The 15,390-nt window shown below is 41.2% G+C and carries 15 protein-coding genes and 1 pseudogene; 12 read left to right on the top strand and 4 right to left on the bottom strand.

All coding sequences use genetic code 11. From position 1 onward, the window contains the following. Nucleotides 1-132: 132 nt before the first annotated feature. The 7 genes and pseudogenes from QUF86_RS25105 (at nt 133) to QUF86_RS25075 (ending at nt 6,177) form a co-directional block, all read left to right on the top strand. Entirely contained in the window at nt 133-762 is a 630-nt protein-coding gene (locus QUF86_RS25105; protein WP_289336293.1) for an ABC transporter ATP-binding protein, read from the top strand. After that, complete coding sequence (locus QUF86_RS25100) at nt 762-1,547, top strand: ABC transporter permease (protein ID WP_289336009.1); 786 nt, start codon at nt 762-764, stop codon at nt 1,545-1,547. The genes QUF86_RS25105 and QUF86_RS25100 overlap by 1 nt, the downstream gene beginning before the upstream one ends. A 200-nt stretch (nt 1,548-1,747) precedes the next feature. Further along, the gene (locus QUF86_RS25095) at nt 1,748-2,014 is read left to right on the top strand and encodes a phosphocarrier protein HPr (RefSeq protein WP_230157562.1); all 267 of its coding nucleotides are present in this window, start codon (nt 1,748-1,750) and stop codon (nt 2,012-2,014) included. Beyond that, nucleotides 2,014-3,732, top strand: coding sequence for a phosphoenolpyruvate--protein phosphotransferase (gene ptsP, locus QUF86_RS25090; RefSeq protein WP_289317312.1), 1,719 nt, complete (start codon nt 2,014-2,016; stop codon nt 3,730-3,732). The genes QUF86_RS25095 and ptsP overlap by 1 nt, the downstream gene beginning before the upstream one ends. 322 nt (nt 3,733-4,054) lie before the next feature. Then, nucleotides 4,055-4,840: an SDR family oxidoreductase gene (locus QUF86_RS25085; protein ID WP_289336007.1), complete on the top strand. Its 786-nt coding sequence runs from the start codon at nt 4,055-4,057 to the stop codon at nt 4,838-4,840. A gap of 21 nt (nt 4,841-4,861) precedes the next feature. After that, nucleotides 4,862-5,746, top strand: a pseudogene (locus tag QUF86_RS25080) (NAD(P)-dependent oxidoreductase); the annotation flags it as partial. A gap of 65 nt (nt 5,747-5,811) precedes the next feature. Beyond that, nucleotides 5,812-6,177: a hypothetical protein gene (locus tag QUF86_RS25075; RefSeq protein WP_061462238.1), complete on the top strand. Its 366-nt coding sequence runs from the start codon at nt 5,812-5,814 to the stop codon at nt 6,175-6,177. Nucleotides 6,178-6,277: 100 nt separating this feature from the next. Here QUF86_RS25075 and QUF86_RS25070 read toward each other — a convergent pair whose 3' ends face one another. Beyond that, nucleotides 6,278-7,420 carry an aminotransferase A gene (locus QUF86_RS25070; RefSeq protein WP_289317310.1) on the bottom strand — a complete coding sequence of 381 codons (1,143 nt, stop codon included), beginning with the start codon at nt 7,418-7,420 and terminating at the stop codon, nt 6,278-6,280. A 158-nt stretch (nt 7,421-7,578) separates the two neighbouring features. On the opposite strand from QUF86_RS25070, the gene corA reads away from it, so the two are divergent. Together corA and QUF86_RS25060 are read left to right on the top strand one after the other, a co-directional pair. Further along, nucleotides 7,579-8,553 carry a magnesium/cobalt transporter CorA gene (gene corA, locus QUF86_RS25065; RefSeq protein ID WP_289336006.1) on the top strand — a complete coding sequence of 325 codons (975 nt, stop codon included), beginning with the start codon at nt 7,579-7,581 and terminating at the stop codon, nt 8,551-8,553. A 632-nt stretch (nt 8,554-9,185) separates the two neighbouring features. Next, nucleotides 9,186-10,091, top strand: coding sequence for a chemotaxis protein (locus QUF86_RS25060; protein WP_289336004.1), 906 nt, complete (start codon nt 9,186-9,188; stop codon nt 10,089-10,091). Nucleotides 10,092-10,153: 62 nt separating this feature from the next. Here QUF86_RS25060 and QUF86_RS25055 read toward each other — a convergent pair whose 3' ends face one another. Both QUF86_RS25055 and QUF86_RS25050 read right to left on the bottom strand, forming a co-directional pair. Further along, entirely contained in the window at nt 10,154-10,660 is a 507-nt protein-coding gene (locus QUF86_RS25055) for a YkyB family protein (RefSeq protein WP_289317307.1), read from the bottom strand. 287 nt (nt 10,661-10,947) lie between these two features. Continuing rightward, entirely contained in the window at nt 10,948-11,316 is a 369-nt protein-coding gene (locus QUF86_RS25050) for a hypothetical protein (RefSeq protein ID WP_289336003.1), read from the bottom strand. 117 nt (nt 11,317-11,433) lie between these two features. On the opposite strand from QUF86_RS25050, the gene QUF86_RS25045 reads away from it, so the two are divergent. After that, nucleotides 11,434-11,814, top strand: coding sequence for a fluoride efflux transporter FluC (locus QUF86_RS25045; protein ID WP_289317305.1), 381 nt, complete (start codon nt 11,434-11,436; stop codon nt 11,812-11,814). Continuing rightward, complete coding sequence (gene crcB / locus QUF86_RS25040; protein ID WP_289317304.1) at nt 11,811-12,182, top strand: fluoride efflux transporter CrcB; 372 nt, start codon at nt 11,811-11,813, stop codon at nt 12,180-12,182. The genes QUF86_RS25045 and crcB overlap by 4 nt, the downstream gene beginning before the upstream one ends. A 153-nt stretch (nt 12,183-12,335) precedes the next feature. Here crcB and QUF86_RS25035 read toward each other — a convergent pair whose 3' ends face one another. Beyond that, complete coding sequence (locus QUF86_RS25035; protein ID WP_289336002.1) at nt 12,336-13,199, bottom strand: metallophosphoesterase; 864 nt, start codon at nt 13,197-13,199, stop codon at nt 12,336-12,338. Between the two features lie 163 nt (nt 13,200-13,362). On the opposite strand from QUF86_RS25035, the gene QUF86_RS25030 reads away from it, so the two are divergent. After that, the gene (locus QUF86_RS25030; RefSeq protein ID WP_289336001.1) at nt 13,363-15,219 is read left to right on the top strand and encodes an SLC13 family permease; all 1,857 of its coding nucleotides are present in this window, start codon (nt 13,363-13,365) and stop codon (nt 15,217-15,219) included. The last annotated feature ends 171 nt before the right edge of the window (nt 15,220-15,390 follow it).

Raw genomic sequence — 15,390 nt, 5'->3', positions numbered from 1 at the left:
GGAATAATACTAACCTATAAAAAAGCGAAAGAAAATGAAATAACATTAAAATTTTCATATGCATCGCTACCCCATATCATGATAGTTTCTTATAATGATAAGGTGGAGTAAGGGAGGCAGGCGTGATAAATGATGTTTAGGCTTGAAAAAATTAGGTATAAAGGCATCCTGCATATTGATGATTTGAAAATATCCGATGGCATGGTTACTTGCTTGACAGGGGAAAGCGGAGCAGGAAAAACATCACTGCTACGATTATTGAACAGGATGGATGACCCGGATAGCGGTTCAATCTATTATCAAGATCAGTTGCTGGATAATTTCAACCCGATAGAGCTCCGACGTAAAGTCACAATGCTTTCTCAGACACCGTTCACTTTTCCGGGAACGATTGAAGAAAATCTCCAGCTGGGCCTGGAATTGACAGAACGGGAAAAAAAGGATAAAGCCGAATTGGTGAAAGCACTTGAAACCGTACAATTGCAGAAGTCTTTAGATGAGGGGGCGGAGAATCTTTCTGGAGGGGAGAAACAAAGGCTGGCACTAGCGAGATTACTTTTATTGAGACCAGAAGTGTATTTACTGGATGAGCCGACTTCAGCTCTCGATGAGGAAACCGAGCTAAGGGTCATGAGCCGTTTTTTAGACGAAGTAAAGCGGGAAAAAGGAACGGTCATCATGATTACCCATTCAAAACAGCTTGCGGACATATGTGCTGAAAAGATGATCGTTCTGAAAAAGGCCAAGGAGGGTGACTATTAATGGAGGGTAATGGGATAATAGATATTGAGTTCTGGCGACTTTGTGCAGCCTATGTCTTTGTTGTAGTACTGCTCATTATCGTTAAATGGCGAGGGATTTCACGGGAAAAGCAAATCATGCTCGCTACGGTACGGATGACGGTCCAACTCATTCTTGCCGGATACGTTTTGACATATATCTTTGAAAATCCCCACCCTTTACTTTCTTTAGGATTTCTATGTGCAATGGCTTTGTTCTCCATCCATAATATTTTTAAGCAAGTGCCCTATACGCTCAATAAGAAAATTAAAAGGATGGTCATCCTAAGTATGTTGTCAGGTCCCATGGCTGCCTTGTTTTATTTTAATGTGGTCGTGATCCATTTCACGCCATGGTATGAGCCAAGGTATTTCATTCCAATAGCAGGGATGATCGTGGGGAATGCAATGACTGGTGTGACATTAGCGCTTAAAAACCTCCATGATGGGATTAGCAGTAATCGTGAAAAAGTAGAAGCGATGTTGATGCTTGGAGCGACTCCTGCAAGGGCTGTGAAGAAATATGTGGATGCTGCATTCGACTCGGCAGTCCTCCCGACTTTGAACAATATGCTCGGGATGGGAATTATTTTCCTTCCAGGAATGATGACAGGGCAAATCCTGTCGGGAATAAGCCCACTCATCGCAATTGAATACCAGATTGCCATAATTATCGGAATTCTCGGGAGTGTTTCATTAACGGTCGTCCTTTTCATTATGCTTAGTTTCAGAGCTTTTTTTACCAAAAATGCACAGCTTTCCATTTAATAATTGAAGAATCTGAAAAGTAATGGTTGCAGTTCTATCTATATTTTTGTACTATTTTTTAGGTACCAGATAGTTATGGTTTGTTTGTTGGGGATGATAATGCTATTCTGATAAGGAAAAGGGCATTTCTTTACTGATTGGTTAGAGAACACCCCTTACATAACTTATTTTGTTAATTTATCTAAAGGAGATTGATTTATATGGTGGAAAAAACATTTACAGTAACTGCAGAAACAGGAATACATGCTCGGCCGGCTACATTGCTGGTACAAGCTGCCGGAAAATTCGATTCAGAAATAAACCTTGCTTATAAAGAGAAAAAAGTGAACCTTAAATCCATTATGGGTGTAATGTCACTAGGTATTGGCAAAGGGGCAGAGATTACGATTACTGCTGAAGGAAGCGATGAAAATGATGCACTGAACACACTTGCTGAAACGTTGAATAGAGAAGGATTAGCAGAATAATGTCCACTTTGATTAGTGGAATAGCAGCTTCAAACGGAATAGCCATCGCTAAAGCCTATCGACTTACTGAGCCAGATTTATCGATTGAAAAAAGAAGCATAGAAGATGTCGGGGCGGAAATATCCCGTTTTAAGGAAGCTATTCAAAAGTCAACAGTTGAATTGGAGATAATCAGGGAAAAAGCCGAAAAGGACTTAGGGGCCGATAAAGCCGCTATTTTTGACGCACACCTGCTTGTTTTGGCTGATCCGGAACTTATCACTCCAATTCAGGATAAAATACAATCGGAAAACGTCAACGCTGAGTTTTCCTTAAATGAAACCGCAAGCATGTTCATTACTATGTTTGAACAAATGGATAATGAATACATGAAGGAACGTGCAGCGGATATCCGTGACGTTACGAAACGGGTGTTGTCACATCTTTTAGGTGTTCATATTCCAAATCCAAGCATGATTGCTGAAGAAGTGATCATCATTGCGGAGGATTTGACTCCTTCCGATACAGCACAATTGAATCCGGCTTACGTCAAAGGATTTACGACCGATATCGGTGGACGTACATCCCATTCAGCCATAATGGCGCGTTCATTGGAAATTCCAGCAGTCGTTGGAGCAAAGTCAGTAACCTCATCCATTGAAAATGGTGACTTGGTCATTATTGATGGCTTAAAGGGTGAAGTGCACATCAATCCTACTCCTGAACTCGTGAAACGCTACGAAGAGGAACAGGAAGCATATGCATTGCAAAAGGCTGAGTGGGCGAAACTGGTTCATGAACAAACGGTTACAAAAGATGGTCATCATGTGGAATTGGCTGCCAATATCGGTACGCCGAAAGATCTAGAGGGCGTTCATCAAAATGGCGGTGAAGGCATCGGGTTATACCGTACGGAATTTCTTTATATGGGCAGAAATGACTTCCCGAGTGAAGAAGAACAGTTCGAGGCGTACAAAGCGGTGCTGGAAGGAATGTCAGGAAAGCCTGTAGTCGTCAGAACGCTTGACATAGGCGGAGACAAGGAGTTACCTTATCTAGAGCTTCCTAAGGAAATGAATCCTTTCCTTGGTTACCGTGCGATTCGCCTCTGCTTAAATGAGCAGGAGATTTTCCGGACCCAGCTCCGTGCCCTGCTTCGTGCAAGCATTTACGGTGATTTGAAAATCATGTTCCCGATGATTGCAACATTAGCTGAATTCCGCGAAGCAAAAGCCGTCTTGGCTGAAGTTAGACAGGAATTGCTTGATAATGGTGTTCAAGTTGCCGAAAAAATTGAAGTCGGAATTATGGTTGAAATCCCTTCAACTGCAGTGATGGCTGATATATTTGCTAAGGAAGTCGATTTCTTCAGCATAGGCACTAATGACTTGATTCAGTATACGATGGCCGCTGACCGAATGAATGAGAGAGTATCTTATTTATACCAACCATATAATCCAGCGATTTTACGCCTTGTTAAAATGGTTATAGATGCAGCTCATAAAGAAGGGAAATGGGCCGGGATGTGCGGTGAGATGGCTGGAGATGAAGTGGCTATCCCGATCTTGATCGGAATGGGCCTTGATGAATTCTCAATGAGTGCCACTTCCATTTTAAAAGCACGTTCCTTAATCAGCCAACTTTCGCTTGAAGAGATGAAAAAACTATCTCAGGAAGTTTTAGTGCTGGATACGAATGATAATGTGAAAGAAGCAGTAGTTAACGCTTTGAAGCAATAAATAAATGATATAAACGGCACCCCATCCCCTTCGGATGGGGTGCTTTCCTGTAATTTATTCTTAACATTTTGATAAAGAATGTTTATTGCAACAAAATGGGGGTAAATAAAAAGCAAGCACAGTTGTTTGGCTCTATTAGGGCAGCTGACATTCTCATTTCCCCCTTTGTCGCCGGTTGGTTTATCCAACCGGCAATTTTTTTGAGTTTAACAACAGGGAATAAAAAAAACCAGAGAATGATTATTCAGATTTTTCACATTTCGATTATGACGATATAATGGAATTATTATTTTATTTTACGAAATGGAGGATATGATATTTTATGGAATTACATTTGGAAAAGAAAAATGCTTTGATTTTAGCTTCAAGCCAAGGTTTGGGAAAGGCGATGGCAGTAGAATTGGTAAAAGAAGGAGCAAATGTCATGCTAGCCAGCCGTGATGGTGAAAAGCTAGCCGCCGTGCAAAGGGAATTATCACAGCTTGGGGCTGGTAAAGTGACTTATATGGTAACGGATATAACAAAGGCTGAAGATATTAAAAGCTTGGTTGGGAAAACTGTTGAAGAGTTGGGCGGTATCGACATTCTTATTAATAACGCTGGTGGGCCCCCGGGGGGATCATTTACAGATTTCAATGATGAAGAATGGCAACAATCTTTCGAACTTAATTTACTAAGCTTCATAAGGACGATTCGTGAGAGCTTGCCGCATCTAAAAAAACAGGGCGGAAAAATCGTAAATATTGCATCTTCATCCATTAAGGAGCCGATTCCTGGATTGATATTATCGAATACATTCCGGACTGCAATCGTGGGGTTGTCAAAGACGTTAGCTTCCGAGTTAGCTCCAGACCGGATTTTGGTCAATACAGTTGGTCCTGGAAGGATCGCAACAGACCGCGTTCAGCACCTTGATAAAATGAATGCAGAAAAACAAGGCGTCACACCTGAGAAGGTCACTGAACAATCCATCAATAAAATCCCACTTGGCCGTTATGGGGAACCCGAGGAATTTGCCAAGTTCGTTACTTTCCTTGTTTCAGGTGCTAATACATATTTAACTGGCCAGTCCTATTTAGTTGATGGAGGAATGATAAAGTCCATTTAAGGTTTTAAACAAAATGATTGGGAGGAATTTGCAGTGACGCAATCGAACGATGTGATCGGATTCATAGGTTTGGGAGTTATGGGAAAAAGTATGGCGGCCAATTTACTTAAGGCAGGATTTGAGGTATTCGTTTATACAAGGACGGAAGCAAAGGCAAGTGAACTTCTCTCACAGGGTGCAAAGTGGGCATCTGAACCTAAGGAAATCGCACAGAAAGCTAATGTGATCATTTCAATGGTAGGATATCCTAGCGATGTGGAAGAAATTTATCTTGGGGAAAATGGTCTTATCAAGAATGGGAAAAAAGGAGCCCGTTTAATCGATATGACTACCTCCACACCATCCTTGGCCGTGAGAATAGCAGAGGAAGCCAAGAAAAGAGGAATGGAATCATTGGATGCACCGGTTTCTGGAGGGGATATCGGTGCTCGTGATGCGAAGCTTACGATAATGGTTGGCGGCGATAGTGAGGCGTTTGAAGCGGTCCGGCACATTTTTGATACCCTGGGCAGTAATGTTGTCCACCAAGGTCCTGCTGGGTCAGGCCAGCATACGAAAATGTGCAATCAAATTGCCATTGCATCTAACATGATCGGAGTAACTGAAGCGATTTCTTATGCCAAAAAGGCGGGGTTGGATCCGGACCAGGTTCTGAAAAGCATATCTTCGGGTTCTGCCGGAAGCTGGTCACTGTCCAATCTTGTGCCGCGAATGGTCAAAGGGGATTTTGAACCAGGTTTTTATATCAAGCATTTTATTAAGGATATGAAAATTGCACTTGATGAAGCTGAAAGGATGGGAATGGAGGCTCCGGGGTTAAGCCTGAGCAAATCCCTATATGAGGGGCTGGCAGAAGCTGGCGAGGAAAATAGCGGTACCCAGGCATTATATAAACACTATAATTAAGTGCTAGCATATCTTTTTCATGAATAAGCTGATAGCGACAGCCTTTACAAAAAGGAGTGATCGTTATGGGCGAATTCGATGATATCAATATGAAATTCCAGGAATTAGAAGATGGTCGATATATTGTCAGGATTGAAGGGTATAAACGTGAGAAAACCATTCATCAAACAAAGCCCATTCGTTGGGATCTGAAATTAATGAATGAAAGTCCGCTAATCTTGCCGGTGAAATTCAGTCATATCGAAACGAATGCCGGCTTCCAGATCCTGATGCGCGAATTGAAAAGTTTAGGTCTTTCAAAGCCGCGCTCCGCAAAGGAATTTGAAGAAGTGATGGCTGATTTACTTGGGTCGATCGTTGAAGTGAGCCTTACCACGACGAATAAGGAAGAGGGATATCGGGAAATTCGTTTTTTACGGAGATTGTATTAGTTATCCGACATGGTGTAATACAATCAGTAGCTGAAATCTTCGAGAATAGGAAAGTGGCCTTCAATCGTTTTATTGAAGGCCACTTCTTTGTCCGGTTCAATCAAGCTAAAAATGCTTCTATACGGTCCAAAGCCTTTTCAAGTGTTTCCATTGAATAGGCATAGGATATCCTAAAGTACCCTTCGCCAAGTGGAGAGAAAGCATCTCCAGGGACTACTGCCACTTTTTCCTGTTTAACAAGCTTGAGGCAAAAGTCGAGGGAGGTGGTGTAGCCTTTCGGAAGCTTTATAAAGAAATAAAAAGCACCATTTGGTTTGATTATTTCCAGTTTCATCGCTTGTAAACGACTGTATACGTATTCACGTCTCCGTGCATACTCTGTCTTCATGGGAATGGCATCATCTTTACCTGCGGTCAAGGCAGCCAAGGCAGCTCTCTGCGATATGGAGGAGGCACAAGTCACATTGTATTGATGGACCTTCAGGATATGCTGAGACACGGCTGCAGGCGCAAACAGAAGGCCAATTCTCCACCCGGTCATGGAATGGGACTTGGACAAACCGTTCAGGACGATGGTTTGTTCTTTTAAGAACGTGGCAATCGATACATGTTCCTGATCGAATACAAGTTCACTGTATATTTCATCCGCCAATATAAAGATGTCCTTGCCCCTTACCAGTTCGGCAATGTCCAATAATTCTTTGGAAGACAACGTAACCCCAGTCGGATTCGATGGATATGGCAGGACGATGCAACGAGTTTGATCAGTTATGTACTTTTCAATTATATCTGCAGTCAAACGAAATCCATTTTTTGTTGTATCGGCATAAATCGGGTTTGCACCGCACATTTTGATGATGGGTTCGTATCCTGGATAGACCGGCCCTGGTAATATTACTTCGTTCCCTGGGATGAGGATCGTTCGAAAGGTAATGTCAATGCCTTCACTTGCACCCGAGGTCACTATAACTTCATTCGATGGATCATAACTAAGCTTGTATTTATCCTTTACATATTCAGAAGCAGCTTCCCTTAATTCCTGATAGCCGGCATTGTGAGTATAAACGGTATAATCATTATCGATGGCTTGTTTTGCCGCTTCTTTAATATGCATTGGAGTTGGAAAGTCAGGCTGTCCTATCGTTAAGGAAATGGTGCCTTCGATTTCAGCGACCATATTGTAGAATTTACGGATCCCTGATATTTGAACTTCTTTTACTAGAGGGTTTATTAAATGTTCCACTATGAATATCCTCCCTTTTCATACTTCATGAGATTATGTACTATGTTTGACGGATTCATTCTATTTTATCATTTAGTTTGGATGGGGGAGAAATACTTTTTGAGATTAATGAATTAAAGGTATAATGAATGATAAGAAAAATTTGAGGGTTGATACATATGATAAGGACTTGCGCAATTACTTCTAACCAAGAAGTCAGTTTTGGTTTGCCGCTATCAGAAATGGATAATACGGATATCGAGTGGTATTGGGTGGATTTTTCCAACCCCACAAACAAGGAGATCGAACTTTTATCCAATCATTTTCACTTTCATCCGCTGGCAATTGAAGACTGCCTGGATGATTTTAACCAACGTCCCAAAATGGATTTTTATGAGGACTACCAATTTCTTGTGATTCATGCTCTCAGGCAGAAGGTATTTAGAGCAGTTGAATTGGATATGTTTGTTGGTGAAAAATGGATTGTCACTTTTCATAAGGAAGAAATGCTTGAACTTGAAAAGGTGTGGGAAGAAATTCCTGGAAATAAAATGTTGAAGCAAGGTCCCTTTTTCTTGATGCACAGGATAATTGACAGGATCGTCGATGAATTTTTCCCTCCTGTGTATAAAATGGAAAGCGAATTGGGGAGCATTGAGGACAATACTGAAAATGAAACGATAAACGAATTGATGGATCAGCTATTCGATTTACGAACGGATATGTCCAGGCTCCGTCGGACCATTTTACCGATGCGTGATTTATTATACAGGATGATTTCATCCGAGCGTCTGAATTACTTAAAAGATCAGCACCTGTATTTTACTGATGTGTACGATCATCTTCTTAAATTAACTGAAATGCTGGAATCTTACCGAGATTTCTCCTCCGATATCCGGGATAGTTATTTGTCGGTGAACTCTAATAATATGAATTCAACGATGATGACATTGACTGTAATCACTACAATTTTCATGCCGCTGACCTTCATAGTAGGCGTATATGGGATGAATTTTGAATACATGCCGGAATTGAATTGGCACTATGGCTATTACCTCGTCCTTGGAATGATGGGCGGAATTGCTTTGATGATGTTTTTATTCTTTGTTAAAAAAGGTTGGCTCACTCCAAGGAAAAGGTCACGAAAGGGCTGAAAACAACTAACTGACTTGCTGCTTTAATGATACCGGTATCATTTGAGACTTTATTTTGCGAAATACCAAATTTATGAATATGAGATTTGTTGAAATGGTGTACTGGCTCTATTGGTAATCCATAGGAAAGAGAAGAGTATGCTGGGCTTTGGTTACGCTTTAGCGCGAATATCATTAATGGGAGTTGCATTCCTCGTAATGGCAAGGAAGGGTCAACTAAATACTCCTGACTAGTAAAGTGACCGATATAAATGGAGAACGAATAGGGTTTTGAAGGGCTACAGGGCATTATTTTGCGACGATCCTATCAGCTTTTATGTCAGTTATATAATCGCGGGGGTTAAACCGGAGAACAGGCCTTCATGATTTGATTGCCGGAACGGCAGTAGTGAAAAATGATCGAAGGGACCAGTTTGGGTCCCTTTTTTGTTTTGCTTGAATAGATGATAATCACTTCTTGATTCTTTTTTTATCTTTGCTCTAAACAAAAGACATAAGTAACCGAATTATTAGGTATGAGTTCATTTATAAAACCATGTTAGGTCTATGTATCCAAGAGCAGGACTTGCCTGCCCGGATAAATGATTGATGGAATTATAAAATGTATATGTAAGAGAAGGGCGAGATGAAAATTGGAAGCAAATAAAGGGATATTACTTGAAAGTGGAACAAATGAGCTTGAAATAGTGGAATTCGGCATCGGAAGGAATAAATTCGGCATTAACGTAATTAAGGTGAAGGAAATCATTAATCCTGTCCCCATCACGCTTGTACCTCATTCCCATCAAAATGTGGAGGGGATCATTGAGCTTCGCGGTGAAGTCCTGCCAGTTGTGAATGTAGCGGATGCTTTAGGGTTTCCGCCATCAGAAACTCCTGAGCAGGATAAATTCATAGTGGCTGAATTCAATCAGCAAAAAGTGGTCTTCCATGTCCATACGGTAACACAGATCCATCGTATTTCCTGGTCTCAAATCGAAAAGCCGTCGGATATGTACCAAGGCCTTGAAAGTCAGATTATCGGAGTAATAAAATTAAATAGCGAAATGTTACTGTTACTCGATTTTGAAAAAATAGTGGTCGAAATCAATCCGGAATCAGGGGTAAACATCCAGCAGGTTAAAAAGCTTGGTAACAGGCAAAACTCAGATAAGAAAATCCTGATTGCAGAAGATTCCCCATTACTGAGAAAGCTGCTGTACGATACATTGTCAGAGGCTGGATTCAAGTACTTGGAGTTTTATGAGAATGGACTTGATGCAATCAATTATCTGGAGAACTTGATTGCATCAGGAAAAGTGGTCGAAGAAGAAGTGCAACTGGTGATTACCGATATTGAGATGCCCCAAATGGATGGTCATCATTTGACTAGAAGAATAAAGGAAAGCGGTGAACTCGCAGTATTGCCGGTGATTATTTTCTCTTCTTTGATTACGGACAGCTTGCGTCATAAAGGTCAAGTCGTGGGGGCTGACGCACAAATCAGCAAACCTGAAATTACGGAGCTTATAAATTTGATAGATAGAATTGCATTATAAATGTGAAAACGGGCCGATGAGGCATTACCTCACGGCCCGTTTGATTTATCCGAAATAAATACTTAATACTTGGAACCTTTTCCTAAAAAGGAAGATGGGAATGGATTGTGAAAAGGTTGCTTGACCGACCCACGCCCGTAAGACCTTTTCTCGGTATTGGTAGGGTTCGGTTGTTTTTCACCTGCTTGTCCAACGTAAGATTGCAGGATTTGTTTTGCCTTGGATAATGACAACGACGCTTTAGGGTTCCGTATGGATGCTGCCCGGCTGCCGAGGTGGGGTAGTTTTTTCAAATCTTCCTTAGTGGGAGGTAAATGAAAAACATATGATCCGCATTCAACGATTACGTCGGATTGTTGTGCTGCAAAGCGAGGGTTATCGGAGAAATGAAGTCCAATCTTCTTCGCTTTTCCTTCTTGCATAAGCTTGCTTAATGCGAGCCGCTTTAAATTATATAAATTCTTTGGCTCCAACGCAGTCTTTGCATGCTTATTAACAATAAACACGGCTTGGGCAAGGGAGTTAATCGAAAACTCATCCCTTTCAGAATGTCCTTTCGTTTGGTTCATTATGGAAACTCCTTTTCTTAATAAGGTTAGAAGGGACGTTACAGAACTCCTTCAATAAAAACCTGTTTTTATATTGGTTGAAATAGAGACGTGTGTGCCAATTAGGCTGAAAATAGTAAAATAATAATGCATGTACATCTCTAGGGTATGACAATCATTTCCCAACACTTTACCAACTATTCATTTTCATATTATACCACTTCAAAATATATAAGGAAGTAAAATTCAATCGAGCGCCTTTTGGGATAAGAAAAAGAAGGCGTTTAATGACGCCTTCTGTCCAATCCTTATTGAGTGTATATATTGATATTTTCAGATACCCCAGCCTGTGCCTGTGCCTGTGCCTGTGCGCCGAATTGTTGTGGGTAGCCCTGAAAACCTTGATACGCAGGGTAAGCAGGATAAGCGGGATAAGGAGGGTAAGCTGGGAAGTATGGAGGAGGATATGGATAGACAGGTGGACGGTTATTGAATAGCAACGGTCCAATTGCCAATCCTGCAACAAAAGCTACAGGCGCCAATAGAGGAAAGAAAGGAAAGAAGCGCTCGTCATTCCAATATTCAGGTCCATATTCATTCCCATATGCATTTCTGTATTCGTTCTGTAGCATTATGGTTTGAGGATAGTGGTAGTAAGGATAATGCTGTGTTTGCATAATTAGCCTCCTTTTCTCTAATTCTTTACATAGTATGGATTTTTATTAGAAAGGAGCCTGTTTCATCCTAATCTGTTATAATGAATCTACTTGTGAGAAAAATTTGAGGTGACTGTAATGGAACGGTTTAAAAGCATTTTTGCCGTCGGTTTTGGAGGAGCGGCGGGAGCGATATTACGTTATTGCGTGATCTTGACTACTGGCCATTCCTTCTTTCCGTTTGGAACCCTCTTAATAAATATAGTAGGCAGCTTTTTACTTGGAATGATTAATGGCTATTTCGCCTCGAAAAAGAAATCATTTTGGTTTTTAGCGCTGGGCAGCGGGTTTTGCGGCGGTTTCACCACGATGTCCACATTTTCCCAGGAAGTGGTGGATCTACTGCAGACTTCTCTGCCTTTTGCAGGACTGTATCTTGGGGCCACGCTTTTCTTTGGTTTGGTTGCCGGTTTCCTCGGACTGGGCCTTTTTAATAGACGGAGAGGTGAGCCCCTTTGATTGAAGTCCTTTCAGTTTTTATAGGAGGTTTTTTGGGAGCGGCCTCCAGATATGTCTTGCAGATTATTTTTAATAGGCTATTGCCAGCAGTCTCGATACCCTTTAGTATTTTACTGATTAACCTTATAGGTTCTTTCGGTTTAGGAATGGTATTTCCACAGAAAGAAAGCTGGGCTTTATCTTTGCAGGTTTTCCTGATAATAGGTTTCCTGGGAGCCTTTACGACCTTTTCTACATTCAGTATGGAAACACTCGAACTTATAAGAAAACACCGTTATATAGATAGCCTTATCTATATGACGGTGTCGGTATTAGGTTGTATCGGCACTTTCCTTTGCGGCTACTTAAGTATGGCAAAGCCTTTATGACGATCGTTACTGGTAAAAAAACCTGGTTTTCTCAAATATAATTCTAATGCTATAATTCATAGGAATCCATTACTGATGATTTAGGTAAGAAGCTGTTTTGGTCGAACAGGTTTTGGTAATGAGTCTGGCGGAATTCACCTGTGTTATACACTATCATTTTTTAGCCTGGAATTCGTAAACCGTCAACTCAGGACGAGAAAGAAAACGATATGGGAGCCGGGTAGTGCCAAGCCCTCTATTAACATGTAATGTTAACGAGTCAATTTCATACGTGCCTTCTCGGTACTTTTCAGCGTAGGGGGGAGTTACAAGGGCTCCTGCAAAGGGAATTTGTACTTGACCTCCGTGACTGTGACCGCTTATTTGATACTGGATGTCGTAATTCCTTGATGTATCGGCAAGGTCAGGGGCATGCGAAAGCATAATGGTGAACACTCCTTCTGGGATGCCTGCAAGGGCTTTTTCAAAATCCGGTTTTCCAAGCATGGCATCATCAACCCCGGCAATGAATATTTCTTCAGCCGTTAATAAGGTAATCTTAGTTGAGGTATTTTGCAACATGGTAAAATGTGATTTCTTCATGATATCGCTGTAAATTTCTGAGCCATATCCCCCATGATCATGGTTACCGTAGATGCTGAATTTTCCAAGTGGCGCTTTGAGCTGATTCAATACAGAAGGGATTTTCTGCTGGGCCTTGTATTTATTAGGCTGGTCCATTAAATCTCCGGTAAATAAAATGACATCCGGGTCCAATTGGTTTATCTTATTGACAATTGCTTGTAAATCTTTAAGTTGAAATTGAAAGCCTAAATGCGTATCACTGAATTGGATCATTTTCATGCCATGAAAACCTTTTGGAATAAGGGGATGGCTGATTACATTATGCTTGATTTCTAACCATTTCGGCTCCAGATTATGAGCATAATAGCTTCCGCCAATACCTAAACCGGTTACGGTAGCCAATGTACCAAGGCTTTTCTTTAAAAATGTTCTTCTGGATATGGGTTTATTCAAATTAATCAACCTATCTAATATAAAAATGTTACTTCCTAATACTAACAAACAATATACATAAAATGAAGAAAATATCTTCTGTACGCATATGAAAAACATGTAAACTGGGGTTTAATGAAACCGTATCCGGTTTGAAATTGAACATCTATACGGAGGTAACATGATGACCGAACCAATGTTTATTACACTGATTATACTTCTATGCGCTATTGCGCTTTTTATACAAGGGAAATTTCGCGCCGATTTAATTGCACTTAGTGCACTAGCCATCCTGGGTTTACTGGGGATACTTACATTGGATGAACTGGTGGCCGGGTTTGCGAATCAAGTGGTAATCATGCTGGCTGGGCTATTTATCGTCGGTGCCGGCCTGTTAAATTCAGGAATAGTGGAAAAGGCAGGAAATAAGTTGTTAGGTTTATGTGGGGGCAGTGAATGGAAATCGCTGCTTATCGTGATGCTGACAGCTGGAATATTAAGTGCATTTTTAAGTGGAACAGGAATTGTTTCCATACTGCTACCTCTCGTTATGAGCATGGCTTTACAACAAAAAACAAGTCCGACAAGGTATTTATTGCCCCTTGCCTATGCAAGCAGTATTGGCGGGCTATTAACACTTACCGGTACCCCTTCCAATATGATTGTTGCTGATGTATTAAGGCAAAACGGAATAGGAACATTATCATTTTTTGACTTTACACCTGTGGGCTTGATCGCTTTTGCAGCAGGGTTATTCTTCATGTTGACACTTGGACGCCTCTTGCTACCTGAGAAAACGATTGCCGCGAACAATAGTGTAAAGGGACTGTCCGCAGGGGAGCTTGCCGGCATGTACAAAGTATATGACCGGTTGCATTATCTGCATATACCCGCTACTTCCGATATTGTTGGAGAAAGGCTGTCGGACCTTCAGCTTCCTATCCAGTATGAATTGACTTTGATTGAAATCCAACGGAAGCCAAAGGATAAGCAATTGCCGCTGTTGCAAAGGCAGCTGACGATTTCAGCCAGAGCGGATGAGGTTCTTCATCCTGAAGATATCATTTTGGTGTTTGGAGAAGAAGAAGCAGTTGAGAGATTGGCACTTAACTATGAACTGGAGTTTAAACATTTCAATACCGAACAAATTAAAAAACATTTTCTTAGCAGTAGGTTTGGATTGACGGAAATATTGATCGTTCCCAATTCGGATTATGAAAATCAAACCTTGATAGATGTGCATTTTCGTGAGAAATACCAGTGTAATGTGCTGGCAATCAATCGGAACGGTGAATATATTCAAGCGGATGTCGGGACGGAACGACTGAAACCGGGAGATGCAATCCTGATTCATGGAGAATGGGAGAACATTGAGCGGATTTCCACTGATTTACAGGATGTCATCGTTATTGGAAGTACTTCGGAAGATGGCTCTCCGGTCAACTCCAAGGGCAAGGCATGGATTAGCTTGGGAATCACTGCATTGATGGTCATTCTTTTATCAATGGATTCCATCCCAGCTGTACTATCGGTAGTGACCGCAGCATTGTTGATGGTGATCACTGGATGTGTCCGTTCTATGGAGGATGCTTACCAAAAGATTAACTGGGAACCTGTACTATTGATTGCGGCTATGTTCGGAATAACGGCTGCATTGGATAATACCGGTGGAGTGAGGATGATAAGTGATTGGCTTGCCGTTTTATTCAGTAATATCGGGGCACACGGCATATTAGCTGTCTTTTACCTCCTGACACTTATCCTAAGCCAATTCATCCCCTATGGAGCTGCGACGGTAATCATGACGCCCATTGCCCTTACATCTGCAGTGAATCAAGGGATAGATCCTCTTCCTGTGTTTTTATGCCTTGCCGTTGCTGGCAGTTTAGCGCTATCCACTCCAAGGGTGGCCACTACCAACGCGCTTGTCATGACAGCAGGTGATTACAAGTATAAGGATTTTATCATGATCGGGATATCCATACAGATTTTCATTGGCGTTATCATGGTGATCACGATTCCATGGTTCTTCCCTTTTTGATAAGGCATAAGGCATTGTTCCATATATGGACAATGCCTTTTCAATGGAGAATCATTCAGTTTCATTCAAAAGGATGGAATGATCGGCGAATTTTAATTGGCTGAAAAAAGAGTTATATAGTAGGAATTAAAATTATTTATTATCAATGCTAGAAACTAATGGTATAATTTT

It is taken from the genome of Peribacillus sp. NJ11 (assembly GCF_030348405.1).
Lineage (GTDB): Bacteria > Bacillota > Bacilli > Bacillales > DSM-1321 > Peribacillus.
Note: the sequence above shows the minus strand (reverse complement) of the source record. Positions and strands in the feature narration are given on the sequence as shown.

Excerpts from the sequence above, each read along its gene's own strand:
- QUF86_RS25105 (WP_289336293.1), top strand. The coding sequence starts at position 133 with ATGTTTAGGCTTGAAAAAATTAGGTATAAAGGCATCCTGCATATTGAT.
- QUF86_RS25100 (WP_289336009.1), top strand. The coding sequence starts at position 762 with ATGGAGGGTAATGGGATAATAGATATTGAGTTCTGGCGACTTTGTGCA.
- QUF86_RS25095 (WP_230157562.1), top strand. The coding sequence starts at position 1,748 with ATGGTGGAAAAAACATTTACAGTAACTGCAGAAACAGGAATACATGCT.
- ptsP (WP_289317312.1), top strand. The coding sequence starts at position 2,014 with ATGTCCACTTTGATTAGTGGAATAGCAGCTTCAAACGGAATAGCCATC.
- QUF86_RS25085 (WP_289336007.1), top strand. The coding sequence starts at position 4,055 with ATGGAATTACATTTGGAAAAGAAAAATGCTTTGATTTTAGCTTCAAGC.
- QUF86_RS25075 (WP_061462238.1), top strand. The coding sequence starts at position 5,812 with ATGGGCGAATTCGATGATATCAATATGAAATTCCAGGAATTAGAAGAT.
- corA (WP_289336006.1), top strand. The coding sequence starts at position 7,579 with ATGATAAGGACTTGCGCAATTACTTCTAACCAAGAAGTCAGTTTTGGT.
- QUF86_RS25055 (WP_289317307.1), bottom strand. The coding sequence starts at position 10,660 with ATGAACCAAACGAAAGGACATTCTGAAAGGGATGAGTTTTCGATTAAC.
- QUF86_RS25050 (WP_289336003.1), bottom strand. The coding sequence starts at position 11,316 with ATGCAAACACAGCATTATCCTTACTACCACTATCCTCAAACCATAATG.
- QUF86_RS25045 (WP_289317305.1), top strand. The coding sequence starts at position 11,434 with ATGGAACGGTTTAAAAGCATTTTTGCCGTCGGTTTTGGAGGAGCGGCG.
- QUF86_RS25030 (WP_289336001.1), top strand. The coding sequence starts at position 13,363 with ATGACCGAACCAATGTTTATTACACTGATTATACTTCTATGCGCTATT.